The sequence below is a fragment of the Flavobacterium jejuense genome, from assembly GCF_006491595.2.
In the GTDB taxonomy this organism is placed as follows: Bacteria; Bacteroidota; Bacteroidia; order Flavobacteriales; family Flavobacteriaceae; genus Flavobacterium; species Flavobacterium jejuense.
In genome coordinates this window covers 1-25,451 of the sequence record NZ_VEVQ02000006.1, presented here as the reverse complement: position 1 = coordinate 25,451, position 25,451 = coordinate 1, and the positions used below count along the sequence as shown (strand labels likewise).

Genomic DNA, 25,451 nt, shown 5'->3' with positions numbered 1-25,451 from the left:
AATTTGAAGTTGGAAATTCTAAGGAAAACCTTGAAACTTCTAACATAAATTATTTATTGTATTTTTCAGATTCATCTACAAGAACTTCTGCTTTTTGCGGAAGTTTCATTTTTCTATATAAACTAATCAAACGTTGATAAGCCATTTTTGAATGTGTTAAAGCTACGCCTTTCATAAAATATTTTTCAGCTGAATTGTAACGTTCAAAATATTCATCTATATGACCTTTTGCTAGTAAACCATCGATTTTAGAAATACTCATTAGTTCATCAGCATATCTTTGAGACTTTTTCTCACTACCTCCTATTATTGCTGGTAATTCTAAATATAAAATCACCAAAGCCCAGCGGGTATCTGTATGTTTAGAATCTAACTTAGCAGCAGTTTTGAACGATTCTTCAATTTCATCAATCATTCCTAATGCTTTAAATTTATTACATTCTTTCGCTTTCATTCCCATAGCACCACCATATTTATAATGGTAATTTGCATTCTGTGGAAATTTATCTTTTAAGATTTTATATTTCTCAATCACTTCATCCCATTTCTCATAGTAACCTGCAATATCACCAATGTATTCTATTGCTTTATAATCATTAGGATTTATTTTCAAATGAGCTTCAAAATAAACTTTAGCTTCATCATATTTTTTTTGATTATACAATTTCTCTCCTTTGTCAAAATTATTCTGTGAGAAAACAAAAAATGGTAAAAAAAACAAAATGAATTTGTACATAGCAGCAAATTTTTATTCAAAATTAAGAAAATACAATGATTTATCCTTAAGTAAAAAAACATTTATCTTAGTTGAAGATTTTTTTTACAAAACAATCCAACCTTTTCACTCTTTTTATACTCTATACTAGAAAACATATTCCATGAAAAATTATACCATCCTCTTATTCTCCCTAATTTGTGCTTCATTATTTTCTCAATCAAATTATGATAAAGAATGGCAAGAAGTTTACCAACACGAACTCGATGGAAAAACTCGTTCTGCATTTGAAGTTGTGGAAAATATCTATAAAAAAGCAAAACGTAAAAAAGATAAAATTCAAATTATAAAAACATTTTTCTATACTTCAAAATTCACACAAGCACTTGAAGAAGACGCCCAATCTAAAATAATAGTAAATCTAAATAATGAAATTAGAGAAGCTGATGAAACCACAAAGGCTATCTTAAATTGTATCTACGCCTCAATATTGGAGAATTATTATAAGCAAAATAGTTACACTAAAATTAGAAACAGAACCAAAATAGAAAATGAAAACGAAACTAATTTTCTTCTTTGGACTTCAACGAAATTTGAAAGCGAAATTGAAAAAGCCTATGAAAACACTCTACAAAACAGAATCATTTTACAACAACAAAATATAATACAATTTAAAGACATTTTTACTATTTCTCCAGACATTAATGCCAAAAATTATACTTTATATGACTATTTATGGAACGAATTATTTACTTACAGAAAAAACAATAAAAACAACTGGGAAATAAGTAGAACAAATAAAAACAATACTTTTATTGAAAAGCTATACGCTAATCCTTCAACATTCATAAGTACTTCAACTGACATCATTTATAATATAAACTTCAAAAAAACTATTACTTTACTTCAACAATACGAAGCTTATTATAGTAAAAAAGATACAGACAAATTAGACAAAGCCTATTCAAACAGACTTAATTATATACATTCTATTTTCAAAAACAATACACTTTACATAAAAGAATTAAAATCGCTCGAAGAAACTACAAAAAACAAACATCTACAACAACAATTAAAAGTTGATAAAGCCAAATATTTTAATTCTATTACCAATAAAAATTCAGAAAAAAATTACTATAATGAAGTATTAGTAATTTGTGATTCCGTTTTAAATTCTAGAGTAAATAATAATGCTTTGGCTGAAGCCGAAATCTTAAAAAACAACATATTAAGAAAAGTATTAAATATTCAAATAAAAAATACACTTTACGAAAATGAAAATACTAGAGCTCATATTACATATAAAAACATAGACACATTAACCATTCATTATTTTAAAATTCCGAAAAACTTTAATGCATTCAAGAATACAAAAAAACCAGATTCAATTTTTCGAGATTTTGTTGATAAAAATAAAGCTGTAAAAACTTACACACGAATACTTTCAAATAAAAAAGATTACTTTACATATACTACCGAAATACTTTTGGAACAAATTCCATTAGGTGATTATATATTAGTCTTCCAACCTAACAGTCAAAAACTAGTTAAAGACAATTATGAATACCAAACTATAACGGTTTCAAATATTGCTTATATAAAAGACAGTGATGACAAATACGATTATTTCTATGTTTCGGATAGAAAAACAGGAAAACCACTTCAAAACATAATCGTTAGAAATAACGAAGAAACTAAACTAACTGATGCTCTAGGAAAAGTAGACTTTAAGAAAAAGAAATATGTAAAAAAAACCTCTAAAAATCCTAATTCTGATATTTACTTTATTCATAAAAAAGATACATTAGTTAGCAATTACAACAAAGGTTGGTTTTATAAAAAAGATAAAGAAGATTTTAAATACGAAGATTTTGAAGCTAAAGCCAAAGTCTATTTTGACAGAGCTATATATCGACCAGGTCAAAAAGTCTATTACAAAGGAATTATCATTCAAAATATAAATGGAGAAAAAAGTATTGTTCCCCATTTAACTGTCTCAGTACTGATTGAAGATGCCAATTCAAACACCTTGAAAGAATATGAAGTACAAACCAACGATTTTGGCTCTTTCGCTGGAGAATTTGATCTTCCAAAAAATATTTTAACAGGTCAATTTTCAGTTACAATTGATGAACCCGATAACTATGACAATGATAAAAAATATTATGATGAAAAAGAAGACGAACATCAATTTTGGGATAATGTAGATTTTGATTATGACAATGAATTCAATTTCCAAGTAGAAGAATATAAACGTCCAACATTTGAAGTCTCTTTTGAAAGTATAAAGGAAAATTACACTTTAAGTGACACTTTAAAAATAGTTGGAAATACCAAAACTTTAGCTGGAAGTAATCTTACCAATGCTACAGTAAATTATACAATTTCTAAAAGGATTTATACCAATAAATACATCGAAAACCTAGAAAGAGAAGACATAACAAATACCATTGAAACGGATTCAAAAGGAAATTTCACTATTAGTATAACCGCAAATGATAGTTTAGTTGAAAATAAAGATATTAGAGAAATTAATTACACTATTGAAGCAGAAGTTATCGATTTAAATGGAGAAACTAGAACCGCTTCTAAATATGTAAAAGTTGAAAATCGAACTCTAAAATTAAGTATTTCTACAAACCCAACCTTATATAAAGAAGAAGAAAACCATCTTACTATCACAGCTACTACATTAAATGATTATCCTATTGATGCAAAAGGTAAAATAGAAATTTATTATATAGAGAAAAAACAATTTCTAAAACCAAGATTATTTTCAATTCCAGAAATTCAAAGCATAGTTGAAAAAGATTTTAGAAAGTTATTTCCAAATGAGCCTTTTGATGTAAACGACACTAAAATAAATGAAATACTCATAAAAACAATTTCTTTCGACACAAAAAACAAAAAAACAGTTCTGTTAGATTCTTTAAAAAAATTAAAAAAGGGAAATTATAAATTAATTGCCAAAGCATTCGACAGTAAAAACAATCAAATTGAAGGTACACATTCATTTGAGCTAAAATCAAGAAAAGAAATTTTTAACGAATCAGTTTTATTTACTTTCAAAGATGTTACAGAGGCAAAAAGTGATTATTTTGAATTCGAATTTCAATCAGTTATTCCAGATTTAAATATTTTTTCAAGGTTTTACATTGGTAAAGAACTGGATAAAGAATTTGTTGTACAACTTACAAATGGAATTGGAAAGCTTAAAATTAAAAAACAAGCTTCATCAAAAGAGAACTTATTCTTTCATTTTTCAACTCGTTACGACAATGAAACTTTTAATAAAACTTATAGCGTTTCAAAAGAAGAAATAGCCAAAAAATTAGAATTTGAAATTATTAGTCTTCGCAACAAAATAGAACCAGGAAGTAAAGAAAATTGGTCTTTTAAAATACTCAATCAAAAATTAGAAACAGAAGTTTTAGCTAGTATGTATGATAGTTCGCTAGACCAATTTACTCAAAAAGAATGGGATACAAAATTGAATTTTAACGAGAATTATTCCAGTCCAGATTATCCACGTTTTTATGAAGATAAATCCAAATACGTTTATTTTAATAAATTTGACCAAAGCATAAAATATTATCAGTATTACATAAAAAACCCACAACTCAATTGGTTTGGATTCAACTTTAATGGGTCCTACAGCAAATATGCGCAAGAAAAATACCTGGAAACGATTGAATCATTAACAGAAATTCCGAAAGACGCAAAAATAATAACAGGAACAATTTTAGATAAGTTTGGTCCTTTAGCTGGTGCCAATATAACTGTTCAAGGAACAAAAAGAGGAACTACTAGTGATTTTGATGGCAATTTTAGTATTCAAGCAGAGGCAAATGAAATTTTGACAATTTCTTATATAGGAACGATTGACACTTATTACACAGTAAAAGGTAAAAACAACACTATCTATATTACATTACAAGAAGATACAAATGCTTTACAAGAAGTTGTTGTTGTTGGTTATGGTATGGAAACAAAAAGGAATCTGACCGGTAATGTTTCTAAAATAAAAGATACAGTTGCAGATGATACTCTTTTGTTTAGCATATTAAATGGAGCCGTTGATGGCGTATATGTTTCCTCTGGATCCGGACAAGTTGGAAATGCAAGTTCTGTTAGAATACGAGGCACAAGTTCTGTTAATAAAGAAATTAACCCATTGTATATTGTAGATGGCATTCCTGTAGACTCTTCATATTTTGCAAAATTAAAAGTTGAAAATATTGAAAGTGTTTCCGTCTTAAAAGACGCTTCCGCTGTTGCTTTATATGGTTCTAGAGCCTCAAATGGAGTAATCATTATCACTACAAAACAAGCTTTAAAAGAAATCACCCAAGTAAAAACAAGAACTAACTTTAACGAAACTGCTTTCTTTTTTCCGCAATTACAAACAGATAAAGAAGGTAAAATAATCCTTTCTTTCACTTCTCCTGAATCTTTAACAAGATGGAAATTGCGTTTGTTAGGTCATAATAAAAACTTTGAAACGGGTTATTTTCAAAACGAGATTATTTCGCAAAAAAACATTATGGTCATGCCAAATTTACCTCGTTTTGTAAGAGAAAAAGATACACTTACTATTACTACAAAAGTGGTAAATATGACTAATGAAACCAAAGCTGGTCTTGCCATGCTTCTTTTATTTGATGCTACCAACGGAAAAGCAATTGATAGTATCTCTTTAAATTTAAACAATAGAAAAGATTTTATTTGTAAACCAAAAGAAAGTATTTCTGTTTCATGGACGATTACCATTCCTGAAAACTTACAAGGATTACAATATAAAATTGTAGCAAAATCGGGTACTTTTTCAGATGGTGAAGAAAATATTTTACCTGTCTTAAGTAATAAAATTTTGGTAACTGAAAGCATTCCGCTTTGGGTAAGGGAAAACAGTAAGAAAGAATATGTATTCGAAAATCTAAAAAACAACACTTCAACTACTTTACAAAATCATAATTTCACGTTAGAATACACTACAAACCCTATTTGGTTTGCAATTCAGTCTTTACCTTATTTAATGGAATTTGAACATGAATGTGCAGAACAAACTTTTGCACGTTATTATGCAAATACAATTGCTAGTGAAATTGTTACCAAAAATCCAAAAATTGCGAGTTTATTTGAATCCTATAGAAACAAAAAAAGTCCAAAAAGTAAACTTATAATCAATGAAGAATTAAAATCTATTCTTTTAGCAGAAACACCCTGGTTTTTCGATTCTGAAGACAAAACTGAAAAGAACAAGCAACTGGCTTATTTATTTGATTTGGCAACGTTAAAAAACAAAGAAGAGCAAACTTTAGAAAAACTAGAAGCCAAATTATTACCTTCTGGAGGATTTCCTTGGTTTGATGGTGGCAATGAAAATCCATTTATTACCCAACATATTTTAGCAGGAATTGGTCATTTAAATGTTTTATTTCCAAATGATAAAGCTAAATATAAAAAAATAGTTACCAAAGGTATTCCATTTTTAGACCAAAAATTCATTTCGCAATATGAAGATAACAAAACAATATTCAGAAACTATTCTTACAATAACATCCACTATTTATACATGAGAAGTTTCTTTGTAAAAGAATACCCAATTGCTACAAAATTAGATTCACTTCTTCAAATGCAATTAAAAGAAGTCAAAAAAAATTGGCTAAACTATTCTTTGTACCAAAAAGGACAATTAGCTTTAATTCTCAATCGTTTTGGTGAAGTTGAAATGGCAAAAAAAATGATAACCCATTTAAAAGAAACAGCTTCTTTGAATGAAGATTTAGGCATGTATTGGATTGAAAATACTAAAAGTTGGTATTGGTACCAATCTCCGATAGAAACACAAGCTGTATTGATTGAAGCATTTAACGAAGTTATCCAAGACACAAAATCAGTTGATTTAATGAAGGTTTGGTTGCTAAAAAACAAACAAAATAAAAATTGGTCAACTACAAAAGCAACTACTGAAGCTATTTATGCAATTTTATTACACGGAAACGATTGGACTTCAGTAAAAGATAAAACCAAATTTAAAATTGGGAATGAAAAAATATTGAGTGATAAATTGGCTACCAACGAAAAAGAAGTAGAAACAGGTTACATCAAAATCAATTGGAAAACTGATGAAATTTCACAAGAAATGGCAACTATTAGTATTGAAAATAAATCAGATGTTCCTAGTTATGGAGGAGTTTATTGGCAATATTTTGAGAATTTGGAAAACATAAAAGAAAGTACAAACTCCATTTTAAACATTAAAAAAGAGTTATATAAAAAAGAAAAAACTGGAAATGGAACTATTTTAAAAGAAATTCAAAAAGAAAACTTAAAAATAGGTGATATTATAACTATTCGTTTAATTTTAAAAGCAATCGAAGACATCGAGTTTGCTCATTTAAAAGATCTAAGAGCTTCTTGTTTTGAACCACTTGATGTTATTTCAAAACATGAAAGAAAGGATAATTTATATTATTACAAAAGTACAAAAGATATTGCTACTCATTTTTTCTTTGATAAAATAAATAAAGGTACCTATATTTTAGAATATGATGTTCGCGCCAATAACTCAGGAAGCTTCAACGATGGTATTTCTACTTTACAAAGTATGTACGCTCCTGAATTTTCAGCAAATTCTAAGAATAGTACTATAAAGGTTACAAAATAATAATTTTAGAAATCAAAAATTAGTCTAAATTTTCTTATATTTGAGTATTAACATATAAACTACTAGAATTATGGGATTATTTTCATTTGTAAAAAATGCAGGTGCTAAACTATTTGGCAAAAAAGAAGAAGAAGCTCCAGTGGAAGAAAAAGCAGTTTTAAAAGCGAGCGCTCTGTTAGAACATGTGAAAGCATTGGGTTTAAAATACAAAACCATTAAAATTAGTCTTAAAGGTGACGATGTAGTAGTGGAAGGTGATGTGGACGAACAAGAAGATGCAGAAAGAATTGTATTAGCAATTGGTAATGTTGAAGGTGTTGATACAGTTGATAATCAAATGATTGTTATTGCTCCTGAACCAAAACCAGAAGCACAATTTCATACGGTGGAAAAAGGAGAATGGTTATCTAAAATTGCTAAAAAATATTATGGAGATGCTAATAAATTCAATATTATATTTGAAGCCAATCAGCCTATGCTAGACCATCCTGATAAAATTTATCCAGGACAAGTTTTAAGAATCCCTAATATTGACTAAGTGTCTTAATAAAAAAGAACGACTTAATAAGTCGTTCTTTTTTTTATCTTCTTCTTCTACCAAAGTAGCTAGTTCCTAAATTAGATATATTCATTGCTGATTTTCGTTCTGATGAATTTCTACTTTCCACTTTTAATTCTTCTACATTTTCATCAACTAAAACCAATTCTTTTTCTAAGTCATCTACTACCTCTTTTTCATCATTAATCACAGGATAATCTTCAGAGGCTTTATTAACATCTTTAAAGTTGAATTCTTCTTTTACAGTATCATATCCATATCTAATTTTATTAAACAACTCTAATTTTAAAGCTAAAGATGACTTTAAAATTTCAATATCTTTTTGATTTTCCATTCACAAATAAATTTAATACAAAACTACATAAACTTTAGCATAAATTACAGAAAAACTATAATTCTTTTAACATTTTTAAAAAAAACAATCTATCTTTGCCGTAATAATTCTATGAAATATAATATGTTACAAAAATTAATTGAAGAAACAGCAATAGAATCAGCTTTAATCTTTGACAAAAACGGAAATCTTATTGACTCTATAAATATTGACAAACCACAAACAATAAGTGCAATGTCAAGTACTATTTTAGAAATGTGTGAAGGGCTAGTTGATGAGCTAAATGAAACAAAATTGAATCAAATTATCCTAAAAGGAGAATCTCTTTTATTAATTGGAAGTAAATTGAAACAAGACCAATATTTAATTTCAATAAGTAATGATATTGCAAAACTAGGACTTTTACTTAAAGTCATTGATAACTTAGAAAAATAATTTAATACAAATAATTGATTATGTCAGATTTTTTAAACAAGTTCGGAGAGGATTTACAAACTAACGTTTCTGGTTTTATTGCTGTTAGTGTAACAGAAGTAAAATCAGGTATTTCTTATTACTCTTTGTCTGTTGACCCCTCTTTTGATCCTGAATTAGCTTCAGCTTATAACTTAGAAGTAGTGAAAGCAAAGTTAAGCGCTATCAAAGCTTTAAATTTAACTCAAAAGATTGAAAATATTATGATTAACCTAACTTCACAAATACATATTATTGATATTTCTGAAGATGGTGATTATTTTATCTACTTAGCTGTCGATGCAAATAAAGCAAATTTAGGAATGACTAAAGCTGTTTTGAATAAATACAAAAAAGATATTGTAGGTAAAATATAATTATTTTATTTACCATAAAAAAGGAACGCAAATGCGTTCCTTTTTTATATTTAACTTTTAACTTCTGCATCTGTATTCAACATTTTCCACAACTTATCTTTAAGTTCTTGCAAACCTTGTTGCGCAACAGAAGAAATAAACATATAGTCTATTCCTTTAAACTCTTTATCTAGTTGCGCTTTCATTTCGGTTTGTAATTCCTCATCTAACATGTCTGATTTAGATACAACAATTAGTCTATCTTTGTCTAACATTTCAGGATTGTAACGTCTTAACTCATCTAATAATATTTCATATTCCTTTTTAATATCTTCTGCATCAGCTGGAACAAGAAATAACAAAGTAGAATTGCGTTCTATATGTCGAAGAAAATAATGACCTAAACCTTTACCTTCAGCAGCTCCTTCAATAATTCCTGGAATATCTGCAATTACAAACGATTGAAAATCTCTGTAAGCTACGATTCCTAAATTAGGCTTTAAAGTGGTGAACGCATAATCGGCAATTTTAGGTTTTGCAGAAGTTAAAACCGATAAAAGTGTTGATTTTCCTGCATTAGGAAAACCTACTAGACCTACATCTGCCAATACTTTTAATTCTAAAATAATATCCAATTCTTCACTAGGCATTCCTGGTTGAGAATAGCGTGGTGTTTGATTAGTAGAACTTCTAAAATGCCAGTTTCCTAATCCTCCTTTTCCTCCTTTTGCGATTACTTTAGTTTCTCCATCTTCAGTTATTTCAAAAAGTACATCTCCGGTTTCCTTATCTTTTACAACAGTACCTAATGGTACTTCTATAATTTTATCCTCTCCATCTGCACCTGTGCTTCTAGAACTTCCTCCATCACCTCCATGACCTGCTTTTACATGTCTTAAAAATTTTAGATGATACAAGGTCCAAAGACCTTTATTTCCTCTTAATATAACGTGTCCTCCACGACCTCCATCTCCTCCATCTGGCCCTCCTTTTTCAATAAATTTTTCTCTATGTAAATGTGTAGAACCTTTACCTCCTTTTCCAGAAGCTAAATATATTTTTACGTAATCTACAAAATTCCCTTCAGTCATAACAAAGTTAGAAGTTAGAAGTTAGAAGTCAGAAAGTTGATTTTAAAAATCTATTTTCCTAAAACTTTTAACTTATGATTTAATTTTTGCAAAGGTATAATTTATAATTGAATTTAGCGATTCTTTTAATTATAGCCCAGATGGTAATGAAAAGCGTATGACAAAAGAAAAATAGTGATGCCCATAAAAAAAGAGCGACTATTAAGAAGCTCCTTTTTTTATGTTAGGCACACTTTTTTATTTTGTTATACCTTGTAGTGAACAGCTGGATCAGCTACTACAACAAACCATCAATTACTTTTGACAATCGTTCAGTAACTTCTGCAATTTGCCCTATTCCATCCACTGGTTTAAATTTACCTTGTGCTTTATAATAATCCGTCAATGGAGCTGTTTTTTGGTTATACTCGTCATAACGGTTTCTGATTTTTTCTTCATCTTGATCGTCTGGTCTTCCTGATGTTTTTCCTCTTTCCAACAAACGTTGCACTAAAATTTCATCATCAGCTTCTAAAGCAACAGTAGCAGTAATTTCTTGGTTTTTCGATTTTAGAAAAGCATCTAAAGCCTCTGCTTGTGCAATTGTTCTAGGAAAACCATCAAATAAAAATCCTTTAGCTTGTGGATTTTTATTAACTTCATCTTCCAACATTTTAATAGTAATTTCATCTGGAACTAGATCCCCTTTATCCATATAAGATTTAGCAAGTGTTCCTAATTCTGTTTCATTTTTAATATTAAATCTAAAAATATCTCCTGTTGAAAGATGTACTAAATTGTATTTTTCTTTTAAAAAATCGGCTTGAGTTCCTTTTCCAGCTCCTGGCTTTCCGAATAAAACTATATTAATCATTTGTGTGTTTGTGTTTTCTATTGCTAATTGATGAACGTCTGGTAAATTTCTTCCTAAACCATCATAGTCTAACCCAAAACCTACGATGAATTTATTAGGAATACGAATTCCCACGTAATCTAATTTAATCTCTTTTTTATAGGCTTCTGGTTTAAAAAACAAAGTAGCTATTTTTAAATGTTTTACCTTCTTTTCTTTAAAAATAGCTTTTAATTCTTCTACCGTATTTCCAGTATCAACTATATCTTCGACAATTACCACCGTTTTCCCTTCTAAATCTTCATTTAGACCAATTAATTGTTTTACTTGATTTGTAGATTGTGTACCTTCGTAAGATGCCAGTTTAACAAAACTTACTTCGCACATTCCTCTATAATACTTCATTAAGTCGGAAATAACTTTGAACGAACCATTCAAAACTCCAATAAAAACTGGAACTTCATCAAAAAAATCGGCATCCATTTGCTTGGCCATGTTTTGAATCGCAAAATCTATTTCATCTGCTGAAATAAAGGGTTCAAAATGTTTATCGTGTAATTGAATCACAAGGTTTGATTTTAAAAATAAGCAACAAATTTAAGAAAGTAATAAGTATTAAGCAGTAAGTATCAAGACTTTTTTTATTTTTTTTACTATTTTTATCCAATGGAATCTTCTTTTTATACACAAATAGAAAACAGCACTGCTCATAGAAAATCTAGAGACAATATTTGTGAATTAGCAATGTCAAATTCTGATAATTTAAAAGAATTATTTGCTTTTGCTTTTAACCTTACTAATAAAAATCATTTTAAAGCTTGTTGGGCATTAGAACTTGTTCTTGAAAAAAACTTAGAATTTATAATTCCATATCTAGATGTTTTTACTAATACTGTTTCTGTCTACAAAAATGATTCTGCTGTAAGACCCATTTCTAAAATTTGCTTTTTTATTTCTAAATCTAAATCAATCAATTTATCTAAAAAACAAGAACAACAACTTATAGAAACTTGTTTAGATTGGCTAATCCAAAATGAAAAAGTTGCCACTAAAGCTTATGCAATAAGAGCATTACATAATTTTAGTAAAAAACAACCTTGGATTAAAGAAGAGTTAAAAGTTATTTTAGAACAGGATTACAGTTCGCATTCGGCTGCTTACAAAGCTGTTGCTAGAGAAATTTTAAAGAAATTAAATAAATAAGCAATTGTTAATTAGTATTTGTCTAAGTATCTTTGCATCACTAACTACAAACAACTAAAAAAGCAATCCAATGAATTGGGTTCATATATCGCAATGAATTATTTCTCATCTGATTTTAAACTAGGTATATTAGGAGGTGGCCAACTGGGCAAAATGCTTCTAGCAGATACTCGAAAATTTGACATTCAAACCTTTGTATTAGACCCAAATGATGAAGCACCTTCTCGTTTTGGTTGTAATAACTTTTACAAAGGTAGTTTAATGGATTTTGATATTGTTTACCAATTTGGAAAACTAGTCGATTTGTTAACTATTGAAATTGAAAATGTGAATCTGGACGCATTGGATAAATTAGAAGAAGAAGGATTACCAATATTTCCCTCTCCAAAAACACTTCGTTTAATTCAAAACAAAGGCAAACAAAAAGATTTGTATGTCCAAAATGATATACCAACATCAAAACATTTACGATTTGTAGGACTTGATGATTTAAGAAACAGTCTAGCCAAAGATGAATTAGAGTTCCCTTTTGTATGGAAAAGTGCCCAATTTGGTTACGACGGAAATGGTGTAAAAATATGTCGTTCTGCTTTAGATTTAGTAAAATTACCAGATGTAGAATGTATTGCAGAAGATTTGGTTCCGTTTAAAAACGAATTGGCTGTTATTGTAGCAAGAAGCTTTTCTGGAGAAATAAAAACCTATCCAGTAGTTGAAATGGAATTTCATCCAGAAGCCAATCAAGTAGAATATGTAATTTGTCCAGCTCGTATTGATGAAAAAGTGACTCAAAAGGCCCAAGAAGTTGCCTTAAAAGTATCAGAAACATTTAACCACGTAGGCTTATTAGCAGTTGAAATGTTTCATTCCGAAGACTCGGAAGGAAACGATATCATTTTGGTAAACGAAGTTGCTCCAAGACCTCATAATTCTGGTCATTACAGTATTGAAGCCAGTTATACTTCACAATTTGAAAATCATTTGCGAGCAATTTTAAACCTTCCACTAGGAAATACTGACAGCAAAGTAGCAGGAATCATGGTAAATTTAGTTGGTGAAGAAGGTTTTGAAGGACAAGTTGTTTATGAAAACATAAAAAAAATAATGGCAATTGATGGTGTAACTCCTCATATTTACGGAAAAAGAGAAACTAGACCTTTCAGAAAAATGGGCCATGTTACTATTGTAAATGAAAACATGAATGAAGCTCGAAGAATTGCTGAAGAAGTAAAGAACAGTATTAGAGTGGTTAGTGTTTAGTAGAGAGTGGTCAGTTTGAGTTGTTTTTTGTCATGCTGAACTTGTTTCAGCATCTTTAATTGGAGTTATACTTTTTTACTTAAATTTGTAAAAATTCAGTACATGAAAATTTCAAAGTTACATATAGAGCAATTTAGACATTTAGAAAACCTAGCATTTGATTTTACGTATCCAGAGGACTTTCATATAGTTGAAAAACGTGGAAAAGCCCTTGATAAAATATGTTTTATTGGTCAAAGTGCTACTGGAAAAACTGGGTTGTTGGAGTTGATAGAGCAATATCATTCAAATCTAAATAATTTAATAATTACTTCAGATTTAGAAAATAATCTCTACTTTTCCAATTCTGATTTTAATATAATAAAAGGAAATGTAAATTTTGTTTCAGAAAAAAAACAAATTTTCATTAGTAAAGATAAGCTTACATGTAAAAACGATATTGACACATATAATTATTCTTACATTGAAACTGGAAATTTTGATAGTTTTCTAAAAGATGAAGAAAAGAAGTTTTTATTTTATCTTAAATCTAATCTAATTTCTGATAGAAACATTGAAATATTTACTAAAAACCCTGTTGATTTATTTGAGAAATATCCTGGAATAGAAAATTTACGTGGATTAAAACATATTTATTCAAAATCTAATTCAATTATATTTGACGAAAATGTAAGTGCTGATTTGTGGTTATTAATATTGAATGAGATTTTAATATATCGTAAAAAATTCACTCAAAAGATGGCAGAACTTCTACATGAAGGATTACTTTCAAATCCAGATAAACTAAGTATAGAATTTAAAAAATGGCAAAAAGAAAATCCAAATAAAATAGAAAAATTTGCTAAGAAATTTAATCCAATATTAGAAAGATTAAATTTAGAAGTAGATTTAGTAAATACAGAATATGTTATTCCTATTGCAAATAAAAGAAATGAAGAAATAATTCCTATCCAAAACACTAGTACCGGAACAAAAGGATTATTACTTTCTTTTTTACCTTTATTCAAACTTGACTCCAAAGATTCGATTATCTTAATTGACGAACCCGAGCGTTCCTTATATCCAGATATGCAAATGGATTTGATGGACTATTATCAAAATTTAGCTCCAGAAGCACAATTTATAGTTGCCACACATTCTCCATTCGTGGCTGCTTCTTTTGAACCAGATGAACGTTTTATTTTATATTTTGATAACGAAGGAAAAGTAGCTGTAAGAAGAGGAAGCTCTCCTATAGGTGATGATCCAAATGATATGCTGAAAAATGATTTTGATATTAATTATTATAATAAATTTGGAGAAGAAGCTTATAAAAAGTATCTAAAACTAAAAGAAGATTTAGCAAATGAAAAAGACCCAACGAAGAAAAAAGAACTTTTATTAGAAACCGTTAAACTTGGTGATACTTATAATTTTTAAACATGAGAAGGATAATCAAAGATGAAAATTCAGAAATTGTCGCTCAAAATCTAAAATACACAGAAGGCAACTCTAATAATAATCAAACTATTTCAAAAATTCTATTCAATGAACAAAAAGGATTTTGTGCTTACACAGAAGAATATATTGGACGAGCTGATGCAAAAGATATTGAACATTTTAATCCTAATTTAAAAGGGACAGAGAATGATAATTATTCAAATTGGTTCTTAGTCAAACATCAATGGAATAAAGAAAAATCTTCAAAATGGGATAATTTTCAACCTATTTTATACCCAACTAATGAAAACTTCAATGGTAGAATTCTATATGACAATGGAGATTATAGAGTAGCCGATTCAAATGACATTGAAGCTTGTAATTTAATAAACCTCCTGAAATTAGATGATATTATTCTTGCAGATGAAAGAAAGAAGTATATTAGAAGAAAAAGAGATGAAATATCAAAATATGGTCTTTCAGAAACTGATTTTTTTGAAATATTAATTCAAGATGACTTAAAACAAATAGCTTATTTAAGAGCCATTCAAGCAGAATTCAATATTAACATCTGGGAAATGATTCCAAATCTTTAAATCAGGATGAAAACTGTAAAACATTTTTTTAAAATAAGTTTTTATGCGCTTGTAGTTTTATGTACAATTTCATTCATAATTATTTTATTGGAAATATTATTTTATTCTCAAATTAAAGAATTACCACAAATTAATATTGGAATACCTAAGGTTTTTTACATTTTCTCACCAAATGAAGAAATGAAGTATAGAACATTTTTAGAATGGAAGTATTTATTATTTGATTATTTAATCTTTTGGATAGTAGTATTTTTATATTTCCAACTCAAAAACAACTTTAAACTCTTAAACAATTTTAAACAACGTTAAACTAAATACAAAATGAGTAAAGTAGCCATAGTAATGGGGAGCATATCAGACATGCCAGTTATGCAAGGAGCCATAGACATTCTAAAAGAATTCAATATTGAAACCGAAGTGGATATTGTTTCTGCACATAGAACACCAGAAAAATTATTTGATTTTAGTAAAAATGCGCATAATCGTGGAATTTCTGTAATTATTGCTGGTGCTGGTGGTGCCGCTCATTTACCAGGAATGGTCGCTTCCATGTCTCCTCTACCTGTAATAGGTGTTCCTGTAAAATCTAGTAATTCAATTGACGGTTGGGATTCTGTTTTATCCATTTTACAAATGCCTGGTGGTGTTCCTGTTGCAACTGTTGCTTTAAATGGTGCAAAAAACGCTGGAATTTTAGCCGCACAGATTATTGGTAGTAGCGACAAAAAAGTTTTAGAAACAATTATCTCTTATAAAGAAAGCTTAAAACAAGCCGTTTTAAAAGCCTCAGAAAATTTGAAATAAAAAAAATCCCGATGCAAACAATAACATCGGGATAAAAATCTATTCACAATTAAGTGACAACTATAAAAAAAATTCAGTTTCAGGGACAAAAAGGTTTTATTTCAACATTTTTGCTGATACAAATATAATCACTTAATCGAATAAAGCAAACATTTTATCGGCAAATATTAATTATTTTTGAAAAAAAAGATTAACTCCTTGTTCTTGAGGTAAAAATCTCACAATTTGACGGTGTTTTTTTTAACATGTAACTATAAAAAAGGGATAAATTAGAAGTCTAAAGTTTACGCTATTTTTTAATTCTATAGTAGAAATCGTTATTTTTGAAAAAAAAATCCCGATGCAAACAATAACATCGGGACAAAAATCTATTTCACAATTAAGTGACAACTATAAAAAAAATTCAGTTTTGGTGGCAAAAAGAGTATCTATTCTGATAACTTTCCAACACAAATATATACACTTTATCGCAATAAACATACGTTTTACCGATGAAAAACTAATTCAAACGCGGGGATTAATTACAAAACACTAATAATCAGTATTTTAAAAATTTTATAAAAATAAAAAAATGACTATTCTAACAGAAAAATTCAATACAAAATACGCAACAGCTCCATTCTCAAAAATTCAAAATAAAGATTTTAAAGATGCTTTTATTCAATTAATTAAATCTTCTAAAGAAGAAATTAATCAAATTATAATTAATACCGAGAATCCTACTTTTAAAAATACTATTGAAGCTTTGGATTTTTCTGGAAACCAGTTAGATCGTGTGTCAAGTCTTTTTTTTAATTTAAATTCAGCTGAAACTTCAGATGAAATACAAAAAATAGCACAAGAAATTTCTCCATTATTAACAGAATTTAGTAATGATATAACTTTAAATGAAGACTTATTTAAGAAAGTAAAAAAAGTCTATGACATTAAAGACACTCTAAACTTATCAATTGAAGAACAAACCTTATTAGACAAGAAATACAAAAGTTTTGTAAGAAATGGTGCTTTATTAAATGAAGAACAAAAAAAGAAAGTAAGAGAAATTGACACTCAGTTAGCCAAATTAAAACTAACCTTTGGCGAAAATGTGTTAGCTGAAACCAATAATTACCAACTTCACATTACAAATGAAGATGACTTAAAAGGCTTACCAGAAGGAGCTAAAGAAGCTGCTGCTACATTAGCAAAATCAAAGAAAATAGACGGTTGGGTTTTTACACTAGATTATCCAAGCTATTTACCTTTTGTTACTTATGTTGAAAACCGTGCTTTAAGAAGAGAAATAAGTATAGCAGCAGGAAAAAAAGCTTTCCAAAATAATCAATTTGACAACCAAAATAACGTAAAAAAAATTGTGCGTTTACGTCACGAAAGAGCTAATCTTCTTGGATATCCAACACATGCTCATTTTGTTTTAGAAGAACGAATGGCTCAAAACCCTGATAAAGTGGTTTCCTTTTTAAATGATTTGTTAGCTAAAGCTAAACCCGCAGCTGAAAAAGAATTTTCAGAATTAACTTTTTTCGCTAAAGAATTAGATGGTATTGACCAATTAGAAAAATGGGACGGAGCCTATTATTCAGAAAAATTGAAACAAAAATTATTCAATTTAGATGATGAAAAATTAAAACCTTATTTTAAATTAGAAAATGTATTAAAAGGAGCATTTACCATTGCTGAAAAATTATATGGAATTACCTTTAAAGAAGTTTTTGATATAGATAAATACCATGAAGATGTGCAAACTTTTGAAGTTCTTGATTTTGAAGGAAATTTAGTTGCTCTTTTTTATACCGATTTTTTTCCTAGAAAAGGAAAACGAAATGGAGCTTGGATGACTTCTTATAAGTCACAATGGATAAAAGATGGAATAAATGAAAGACCACACATTTCAAACGTTTGTAACTTCACACCTCCTACTCCAACAAAACCTTCTCTACTTACTTTTAATGAAGTAACAACACTTTTTCATGAATTTGGTCATGGTTTACACGGTATGTTAGCAAACACTACTTACCCTAGTTTATCAGGAACATCTGTTTATTGGGATTTTGTGGAATTACCAAGTCAAGTTATGGAAAACTGGTGTTACGAACCAGAAGCCTTAGCTTTATTTGCTAAACATTATGAAACAGGAGAAATCATTCCACAAGAATATGTTGAAAAGATAAAAGAAAGTGCAAGTTTCTTAGAAGGTATAGCTACAATGAGGCAAATAAGTTTTGGACTATTAGATATGGCTTATCATGGAAAAGTACAATCTATTAAAGATATAAAATCATTTGAAGAACATGCATTTGAAAACACAAAATTATATCCAGATGTATCTGAAAATTGCATGAGTACTTCATTTTCTCATATTTTTCAAGGGGGTTATTCTTCAGGTTATTACAGTTATAAATGGGCAGAAGTTTTAGATGCTGATGCTTTTGCATATTTCCAAGAAAAAGGAATTTTCGACAAAGAAGTAGCTACAAAATTTAAAGAAAATGTATTATCAAAAGGAGGAACAGAGCATCCAATGACTTTGTACAAAAAATTTAGAGGACAAGAACCAAAACCAGATGCTTTGTTAAAAAGAGCAGGACTTATTGAATAAAAAATAGTAAAGAAGTATATTTACAAAAAATTAAGAAAAATGCAACACATTATAGATCGTTTTATAAGCTATGTAACTATCGATACAGAATCAGATCCAAATTCTAACACTACTCCAAGTACTGAAAAGCAATGGGATTTAGCCAATAAATTAGTAGATGAATTAAAAGCAATAGGGATGCAAGAAGTTACTATTGATGAAAACGCCTACATAATGGCAACTTTACCAAGTAATGTAGCACATGATGTTCCAACTATTGGATTTGTTTCTCATTTTGATACAACTCCAGATTTTACAGGTGCCAATGTAAAACCACAAATCATAGAAAATTATGATGGAAAAGACATTGTATTAAATGCGGACCAAAATATTGTTTTATCTCCAAGTTATTTTGAAGATTTACTACAATATAAAGGACAAACTATCATTACAACTGATGGAACAACGCTTTTAGGTGCAGATGATAAAGCTGGAATTACTGAAATTGTAAGTGCTATGGAGTATTTAATACAACATCCAGAAATTAAACATGGAAAAATTAGAGTTGGTTTTACACCTGATGAAGAAATCGGTCGTGGAGCACATAAATTTGATGTAGAAAAGTTTGGTTGTGCATATGCCTATACAATGGATGGTAGTCAAATAGGCGAATTAGAATATGAAAATTTTAATGCGGCTGGAGCCAAAATTACTTTCAAAGGAAAAAGCGTTCATCCAGGTTATGCTAAAGGAAAAATGATTAATTCTATGCTTCTTGCAAATGAATTTATTTCGGCTTTACCTGAAAATGAAGTTCCAGAAAGAACTACTGATTATGAAGGATTTTTTCACGTACATCATTTAAATGGAAGTATTGAAGAAACGGTTCTACAACTCATCATTCGTGACCATGACAAAGATCTTTTTGAAGCAAGAAAAGAATTAATTCATACCATTGCTTTAAAAATGAACAATCAATATGCAAAACAATTTGGTGAAGACATTTGCATCGCAGAAGTCAATGATCAATATTATAACATGCGTGAAAAAGTAGAGCCTGTTTTCCACATAGTAGAAATTGCAGAACAAGCTATGAAAGAACTAGGCATTACACCTATTATAAAACCAATTAGAGGTGGAACAGATGGTTCGCAATTATCGTATAAAGGATTGCCTTGCCCTAATATTTTCGCAGGCGGACACAATTTTCATGGAAAATATGAATATGTGCCAGTAGAAAGTATGGTGAAAGCCACTGAAGTTATTGTAAAAATTGCTGAATTAACAGCAGTACAATAAAACATTCTTTTTTTTAACATTCGTAATCAAAATTATATGAGAATAGTTATATTCTATTTATTTGTTTTTTTTACGCTATTAACCTACTCCCAAGAGGAAAAACATAATCTTACAAAAGACGATTATTTAATTCTTCAAGATAAAGCTAGGAGCTATCAATACACAAATATTGATAGCTCCTTTTTCTATTTAAACAAAATAGAAAAGTCTTCTAATTACACACATAAAGCCTTTGCTAACGCAATGAGAGGTTATTTATACCAATTAACAAATGACAGTATAAAATCTAAAAAAAGCACTTTAATTTCATACCAATATTTAAATAAGGTTTCAAACTCTGAAGAAAAAACTAGATTAAAAGCCTATTTATTGAACTTTGAAGGCTTATGTTATTGGGAAAGATTTCAAATTAAAAAGGCATTAGAAAAATACAATCAAGGAAAAAAACTTGCTAAAAAAATTAATGATGTCCCTCAAATAATCAAATTCAATTCTAACATTGCATTAGTTATTGGAGAAATGGGAAATCTAAACTCTGAAATAAAAACCTTAAAATCTTCTTTAGATTTTATCAAAAACAACGAATATTTATTTCCTCAAAATGAATATTTACCAATGATTAGCAACACCTATTTGACAATTTGCAATAGTTATGTCAGAAAATTCAAAGAAACGAATGAAGACAAAAAGGTATTAGATTCTGCGATAGTTTTTTGTAAAAAAGCGATACATCATGCTGAAGAAAAAAGCTATTTAAAACTAAATACCCTATTAACATTAGGTGATATCTATGTATTAAAAAATGATTTAGAAAAGGCAAAAAAAATATATTTAAGCGCAAACGTCATTGCAAAAGAATCTAATTTTTTGGTAACTTCCATTTTAATTTCAAATAAAATTGGCAAACTGTTCTATACTGAAGAAAAACTTAAAGAAGCACTCCTCTTTTTCAATAAAGCAGATTCTATATATAAAATAAATCGCCCTAAAAATGAGTATTTTAATGAATATCTAGAAGCAAATTATTATTTAACTAAACTATATTACAAACTAGGAGATAGAAATAAAGTCATTTTACATTCTGAAATTTATTTGAAAAACTACCTCACTAAAAATAAAGAAAACAAGTTTTTATCAGATGATGAAACGTTGAAAAATGAGGTTGAAAATTTAAAAAAAGAAACTGTTTTTGAAAAAAGAATACAAATAGTATCTTATATTGCTCTAGTAGTATTACTTTTAGTATTGGTTTTCTTTGTCATCAAAAACAGAAAAGAAAGTGTCCAACAAAACCAAGAAATAAAAGCTATAGTTTCCGAAAACAAGACAACTATTCAAGAAATTCAAAAACTGGAACAACTTAGCGTAAACAAAAAAGAAAAGACTAAAACACTTTTAAAAATTGATACTAAAAAAGAAGAAACGTTACTAAAAAAACTCAAACAATTAGAAAAGGAACAATTATTCTTAAGTAAGGATTTTACGCAACGATTAGCAGCAAAAATAATAAAAACAAATACTACCTATTTATCCTTTATTGTTAACAAACATTTTCAAAAGACATTTGGAGAATATACAAACGATCTAAAAATTGATTATGTAGTAAAGGAAATGAAAAGCAATGCTACCTATAGAAAATATACTACACAAGCTATTGCTGAAAGTGCTGGTTTTAAAAGTGCTATCTCATTTAGAAAATCATTTAAAAACAAAATTGGAAAAACACCTATTGAATTTATAAAAGATTTAAATAATTTATAAAAACCATAATGACAAAATAATATCTATATGAAATTTTATCACCTTCTAGCTATACTATTTGTATTCAATTATGGATTTTCACAAAGTGAAACATATTTATCTAAAGAAGCATATGAAGAACTACAAGTTTTAGCAAAAACGAGTATTTATGTAAATATGGATAGTTGTTTCTATTATGTAAACAAAATTGAGCAATCAAAAAACCCTATCCATAAAGCATTTGCAAATGGAACAAAAGGCTATTTATATCAATTAGAAAATGATAGTATTAAATCCAAAGAGGCACTACAAAAATCTTATTTATATCTAAACAAAGTCTCACAATCTAAAGAAAAACTACAATTAAAAGCTTATTTATTAAATTGTGAAGGTCTATCCAACTCAGATAGATATAACTTAAAAATAGCATTAGATAAATTTCAACAGGGTAAAAAAATAGCAGAAGAAATTGGAGATTTAGTTCAAGTATTAAAGTTCAATTCTAATATTGCTTCAATTAATATAGATATTGGCAACTATAATGCTGCTATTTCCATTCATCAAGAATCAGCAAATTTTCTAATCAAAAATCCAGATTTATTCCCAAAAAAAGAATATGAATTTTTACTAGCGAATACCTTTGTAAGTATCAGTAATTGCTATCAATCTAAATATGAGTTAGTAGAAAAAGAAGCAAAGTTAATTGACTCAGCTGTTATTTATTCTGAAAAAGCATTAGAAAAGATAGCAAACAATAGTGTTTTAAGAGTTAAAACATTATCAAATTTAGGAAATATTCAGTTTCTAAAGAAAAATTATGACAAAGCAAGTAAAGCTTATTTGGAAGCGTTAGCAATCTCTAAAAAAAATGCTATAACAACACAAAACTTACTACTAACGTATAATTTAGGCTATCTAAATTTTGAAATTGGTCAGTATAAAAAATCATTGCTTTATTTCAAGAAAGTTGATTCTATATGGAATGCAAATAAAAACAAGAAAATAACTAATGAATATTTATCTTCTAATTATTATCAAACAAAAATCTATAAATATTTGAAGGATGATACCAACTTTTTAAAACACTCCAAAATATATTTACAAAACGTAGATCAATTTGAAACCTTTGAATCTAAGCTATTAGAAGAGACTTTAGATGTAAATAATAATTTAAAAAATAAAAACTTAAAGAAGGAAATTTTACAATTAAACGAAAAATATAGAACGAACTCACTGATTGAAAAAGTAATTTATTTGTCCAGTATTTGTACTATTCTAATTCTATTGTTTTTATTAATAAAGAAAAGAAAAGAAAAGGAAAAAAATAAAATAAAATCCGCTAATCTTATTCAAGAATACAAAATCAATATTGAAAACAAAAAGAAATTAAATCAAAAAATAGAAAAAGAAAATACAAATAAAGAGACTAAAAAAATAAGTATTGATGATGAAAAGGAAAACGAAATAGTAGATTTATTAGAAAAACTAGAAAGTAAGAATAAGTTCCTTAATCATGACTTTACTCAGGAATATGTTGCAAAAAAAATAAAAACAAATACTACCTATTTATCTTTTGTTGTAAACAAAAGATTTGGAAAATCATTTAATGACTACATCACCGATTTGAAAATAAATTACGCATTGAACGAAATGATTACAAATGAAACCTATAGAAAATTAAGCTTACAAAAAATAGCGGATAGCGTAGGTTATAAAAGCACCACTTCCTTTAGAAAATCCTTCATTAAAAAAACAGGTATTCCTCCAACTGAATTTCTAAAAAACCTTAATTAATCCGAAGTGCTATTTTTATATTCTCTTCCTTTTTTTTCACCAATTTATTTTTAAAGTAGATGATACTTTTATATGAAAAGCTATAAAAACCAAAGAATAAATAGCTGTATTTAAAATACATTAAACACTTTAACGTATTTAAAAAACACCGAAACAATTTGTAAATTTTCTTTTTTGAATTTACAAATTGTTTCGGTGTTTTCTTTTATCCCTATCAACACGTCAATATCTTTAACAAAGTTTTAAGAAACCAAATTATTTTTTAATTCCTTTCAAACACAAACAAAAAACAAATTATTATGAACACAAAAAAATTATTTATTTCATCCATTTTGATGTTGTTTTTGACAAATCTAAAAGCACAAGAGCTTATGATTTCAAGTCAAAAAGGCATAATGAGTTATGACACTAAAGAAAAAAAAATAAAGAAAAAAACAGAGCGTAAATTCAATTTAGACTACAACAATCAAAAAGTTATTTATGTTGACCAATTAGCCTATCATGTTGATCAAATTTCACCAGAATTAAAAGAAAAAAAAGGATACGACTTCTTTCAAGGATTACAAAGTCCGTTTGATTCAAAAATTTGGATTTATATGGAACGAGAAGAAATTGGCGGAAGTTTCATAATTAACAAACTAAATATTTCTTCCTTAACTAGCAAATCTTTGGTAAACATTAAAAATGAAGACCGAAAAAAACTAGCTTATAAACCAATTGCTTGGAGTAACAATCCAAGTGAGATATACGTTGAAGGACTTTACCTAGACAGCGCTGAAGAGCACGAAGGCATTTGGTTGTTAAATATCGAAAATGGCACTCTAAAACCTGTTAACCTTCCATTTAAATTAATGAGAACACCTATCTTATCACATGATAGAAACGTATTTTATGGTGTAGGCACTTTAGATACTGAATTCAATATTTTACATGGAAATACAGACATTCTATTTGCTTATAACCTAACAACCCAAAAAGAAGTTATTCTTATTCAAGATAAAGGAGAATCATTTATTTTAAATGGATGGGAAGACGATTTAAATAACAAATCCGCAAACCACAACCAAGCTAGAGCTTCATCAATCGATTATTATTTACCTTGGGATTTTAATAAAGAATTATGTGTTTCAAGACATGGAACACCTGCACCAAGCGGATTAAATAATAATGTTGGTGTTTGTAATATCTTTAGACCTGGAGGTCAACATGGATATGCTGCTATAGATTTTGCGACTTCACAAAACAGTAATGATAATGTAAGAGCTGCTGCAAGTGGAACTATTTCTTTTGCTGGAATAAGCGGCAGTCTATCTTCTGGTTATGGAAGATTAGTAATAATTACTCATAGTGATGGTACAAGAACGTATTATGCTCATAATTCATCTATACTGGTAAGTCAAGGACAATCCGTTACTCAAGGTCAGGTTATTGCAAGAGAAGGAACAACTGGAGGATCTACTGGAGACCATATTCATTTCGAATGGAGAGCTGCTGGAGGAAATGCATCTACAATTGGTAGTTTTAAAGATATTGGACAACCACGTGTTGATAATAGGTATCGTTCAAACAATACCACAACTCCTGCAAACACACCTGTTCCGGTTTCACCTGCAAATGGAGCAACTAACTTATTATTACCTATCAACTTTACCTATACTTCTCCTGTTAACGCAGGTGCTTTTAGAATACAAGTTTCAACTTCAAATTCCGGATGGACAGCTGCTAATGGTTTTACATCAAATACAGCT

Annotated in this window: 18 protein-coding genes; 14 read left to right on the top strand and 4 right to left on the bottom strand. The window is 28.5% G+C overall.

Annotated elements, in window-relative coordinates:
• Positions 1 to 49: 49 nt before the first annotated feature.
• Positions 50 to 736, bottom strand: coding sequence for a tetratricopeptide repeat protein (locus FIA58_RS10135; protein WP_140962372.1), 687 nt, complete (start codon positions 734 to 736; stop codon positions 50 to 52).
• A gap of 142 nt (positions 737 to 878) precedes the next feature.
• Here FIA58_RS10135 and FIA58_RS10130 point away from each other — a divergent pair, with 142 nt between their 5' ends.
• Both FIA58_RS10130 and lysM read left to right on the top strand, forming a co-directional pair.
• Positions 879 to 7,385, top strand: a complete 6,507-nt coding sequence (locus FIA58_RS10130; protein WP_140962371.1) for an alpha-2-macroglobulin family protein — start codon at positions 879 to 881, stop codon at positions 7,383 to 7,385.
• 70 nt (positions 7,386 to 7,455) lie between these two features.
• Entirely contained in the window at positions 7,456 to 7,923 is a 468-nt protein-coding gene (lysM, locus tag FIA58_RS10125; RefSeq protein ID WP_140962370.1) for a peptidoglycan-binding protein LysM, read from the top strand.
• 43 nt (positions 7,924 to 7,966) lie between these two features.
• Here lysM and FIA58_RS10120 read toward each other — a convergent pair whose 3' ends face one another.
• Positions 7,967 to 8,278 carry a hypothetical protein gene (locus FIA58_RS10120; protein WP_140962369.1) on the bottom strand — a complete coding sequence of 104 codons (312 nt, stop codon included), beginning with the start codon at positions 8,276 to 8,278 and terminating at the stop codon, positions 7,967 to 7,969.
• A gap of 123 nt (positions 8,279 to 8,401) precedes the next feature.
• On the opposite strand from FIA58_RS10120, the gene FIA58_RS10115 reads away from it, so the two are divergent.
• Positions 8,402 to 8,713, top strand: a complete 312-nt coding sequence (locus tag FIA58_RS10115; protein WP_165928897.1) for a roadblock/LC7 domain-containing protein — start codon at positions 8,402 to 8,404, stop codon at positions 8,711 to 8,713.
• 20 nt (positions 8,714 to 8,733) lie between these two features.
• Positions 8,734 to 9,108: a hypothetical protein gene (locus FIA58_RS10110; RefSeq protein WP_140962367.1), complete on the top strand. Its 375-nt coding sequence runs from the start codon at positions 8,734 to 8,736 to the stop codon at positions 9,106 to 9,108.
• 50 nt (positions 9,109 to 9,158) lie between these two features.
• On the opposite strand, the gene obgE is transcribed toward FIA58_RS10110, so the two are convergent.
• Entirely contained in the window at positions 9,159 to 10,178 is a 1,020-nt protein-coding gene (obgE, locus tag FIA58_RS10105; RefSeq protein WP_140962366.1) for a GTPase ObgE, read from the bottom strand.
• Between the two features lie 277 nt (positions 10,179 to 10,455).
• On the bottom strand, positions 10,456 to 11,577 hold the full coding sequence (locus tag FIA58_RS10100) for an adenylate kinase (RefSeq protein WP_140962365.1): 1,122 nt from the start codon (positions 11,575 to 11,577) through the stop codon (positions 10,456 to 10,458).
• 99 nt (positions 11,578 to 11,676) lie between these two features.
• Between FIA58_RS10100 and FIA58_RS10095 the strand changes: the two genes are divergently transcribed.
• From FIA58_RS10095 to FIA58_RS21330, 10 genes are all read left to right on the top strand, one after another.
• Positions 11,677 to 12,213 carry a hypothetical protein gene (locus tag FIA58_RS10095; RefSeq protein ID WP_140962364.1) on the top strand — a complete coding sequence of 179 codons (537 nt, stop codon included), beginning with the start codon at positions 11,677 to 11,679 and terminating at the stop codon, positions 12,211 to 12,213.
• A 93-nt stretch (positions 12,214 to 12,306) separates the two neighbouring features.
• Complete coding sequence (locus FIA58_RS10090) at positions 12,307 to 13,473, top strand: 5-(carboxyamino)imidazole ribonucleotide synthase (RefSeq protein ID WP_140962618.1); 1,167 nt, start codon at positions 12,307 to 12,309, stop codon at positions 13,471 to 13,473.
• Between the two features lie 102 nt (positions 13,474 to 13,575).
• Positions 13,576 to 14,892 carry an AAA family ATPase gene (locus FIA58_RS10085; RefSeq protein ID WP_140962363.1) on the top strand — a complete coding sequence of 439 codons (1,317 nt, stop codon included), beginning with the start codon at positions 13,576 to 13,578 and terminating at the stop codon, positions 14,890 to 14,892.
• A gap of 2 nt (positions 14,893 to 14,894) precedes the next feature.
• The gene (locus FIA58_RS10080) at positions 14,895 to 15,488 is read left to right on the top strand and encodes an HNH endonuclease domain-containing protein (RefSeq protein WP_140962362.1); all 594 of its coding nucleotides are present in this window, start codon (positions 14,895 to 14,897) and stop codon (positions 15,486 to 15,488) included.
• A gap of 321 nt (positions 15,489 to 15,809) precedes the next feature.
• Positions 15,810 to 16,292 carry a 5-(carboxyamino)imidazole ribonucleotide mutase gene (gene purE / locus FIA58_RS10075; protein ID WP_140962361.1) on the top strand — a complete coding sequence of 161 codons (483 nt, stop codon included), beginning with the start codon at positions 15,810 to 15,812 and terminating at the stop codon, positions 16,290 to 16,292.
• Between the two features lie 571 nt (positions 16,293 to 16,863).
• A complete protein-coding gene (locus FIA58_RS10070) occupies positions 16,864 to 18,891 on the top strand; it encodes a M3 family metallopeptidase (RefSeq protein ID WP_140962360.1) in 2,028 nt (675 codons plus the stop codon).
• 39 nt (positions 18,892 to 18,930) lie between these two features.
• Positions 18,931 to 20,169 (top strand): peptidase T, encoded by a 1,239-nt coding sequence (gene pepT / locus FIA58_RS10065; RefSeq protein ID WP_140962359.1) that lies wholly within the window; start codon positions 18,931 to 18,933, stop codon positions 20,167 to 20,169.
• A 36-nt stretch (positions 20,170 to 20,205) separates the two neighbouring features.
• Positions 20,206 to 21,930, top strand: a complete 1,725-nt coding sequence (locus tag FIA58_RS10060) for a helix-turn-helix domain-containing protein (RefSeq protein ID WP_140962358.1) — start codon at positions 20,206 to 20,208, stop codon at positions 21,928 to 21,930.
• Between the two features lie 27 nt (positions 21,931 to 21,957).
• Positions 21,958 to 23,703, top strand: a complete 1,746-nt coding sequence (locus tag FIA58_RS10055; RefSeq protein WP_140962357.1) for an AraC family transcriptional regulator — start codon at positions 21,958 to 21,960, stop codon at positions 23,701 to 23,703.
• A gap of 299 nt (positions 23,704 to 24,002) precedes the next feature.
• Positions 24,003 to 25,451: M23 family metallopeptidase (locus FIA58_RS21330; RefSeq protein ID WP_208022794.1), on the top strand; the 1,449-nt coding region annotated here is incomplete at its 3' end.

Bases quoted from the DNA above. Each gene is read 5' to 3' on its own strand.
- FIA58_RS10115 (WP_165928897.1), top strand. From the start codon at position 8,402: ATGTTACAAAAATTAATTGAAGAAACAGCAATAGAATCAGCTTTAATC.
- FIA58_RS10120 (WP_140962369.1), bottom strand. From the start codon at position 8,278: ATGGAAAATCAAAAAGATATTGAAATTTTAAAGTCATCTTTAGCTTTA.
- FIA58_RS10095 (WP_140962364.1), top strand. From the start codon at position 11,677: ATGGAATCTTCTTTTTATACACAAATAGAAAACAGCACTGCTCATAGA.
- purE (WP_140962361.1), top strand. From the start codon at position 15,810: ATGAGTAAAGTAGCCATAGTAATGGGGAGCATATCAGACATGCCAGTT.
- FIA58_RS10110 (WP_140962367.1), top strand. From the start codon at position 8,734: ATGTCAGATTTTTTAAACAAGTTCGGAGAGGATTTACAAACTAACGTT.
- obgE (WP_140962366.1), bottom strand. From the start codon at position 10,178: ATGACTGAAGGGAATTTTGTAGATTACGTAAAAATATATTTAGCTTCT.
- FIA58_RS10085 (WP_140962363.1), top strand. From the start codon at position 13,576: ATGAAAATTTCAAAGTTACATATAGAGCAATTTAGACATTTAGAAAAC.
- FIA58_RS10080 (WP_140962362.1), top strand. From the start codon at position 14,895: ATGAGAAGGATAATCAAAGATGAAAATTCAGAAATTGTCGCTCAAAAT.
- FIA58_RS10070 (WP_140962360.1), top strand. From the start codon at position 16,864: ATGACTATTCTAACAGAAAAATTCAATACAAAATACGCAACAGCTCCA.
- FIA58_RS10055 (WP_140962357.1), top strand. From the start codon at position 21,958: ATGAAATTTTATCACCTTCTAGCTATACTATTTGTATTCAATTATGGA.
- pepT (WP_140962359.1), top strand. From the start codon at position 18,931: ATGCAACACATTATAGATCGTTTTATAAGCTATGTAACTATCGATACA.
- FIA58_RS10060 (WP_140962358.1), top strand. From the start codon at position 20,206: ATGAGAATAGTTATATTCTATTTATTTGTTTTTTTTACGCTATTAACC.
- FIA58_RS10130 (WP_140962371.1), top strand. From the start codon at position 879: ATGAAAAATTATACCATCCTCTTATTCTCCCTAATTTGTGCTTCATTA.
- lysM (WP_140962370.1), top strand. From the start codon at position 7,456: ATGGGATTATTTTCATTTGTAAAAAATGCAGGTGCTAAACTATTTGGC.
- FIA58_RS10090 (WP_140962618.1), top strand. From the start codon at position 12,307: ATGAATTATTTCTCATCTGATTTTAAACTAGGTATATTAGGAGGTGGC.
- FIA58_RS10135 (WP_140962372.1), bottom strand. From the start codon at position 736: ATGTACAAATTCATTTTGTTTTTTTTACCATTTTTTGTTTTCTCACAG.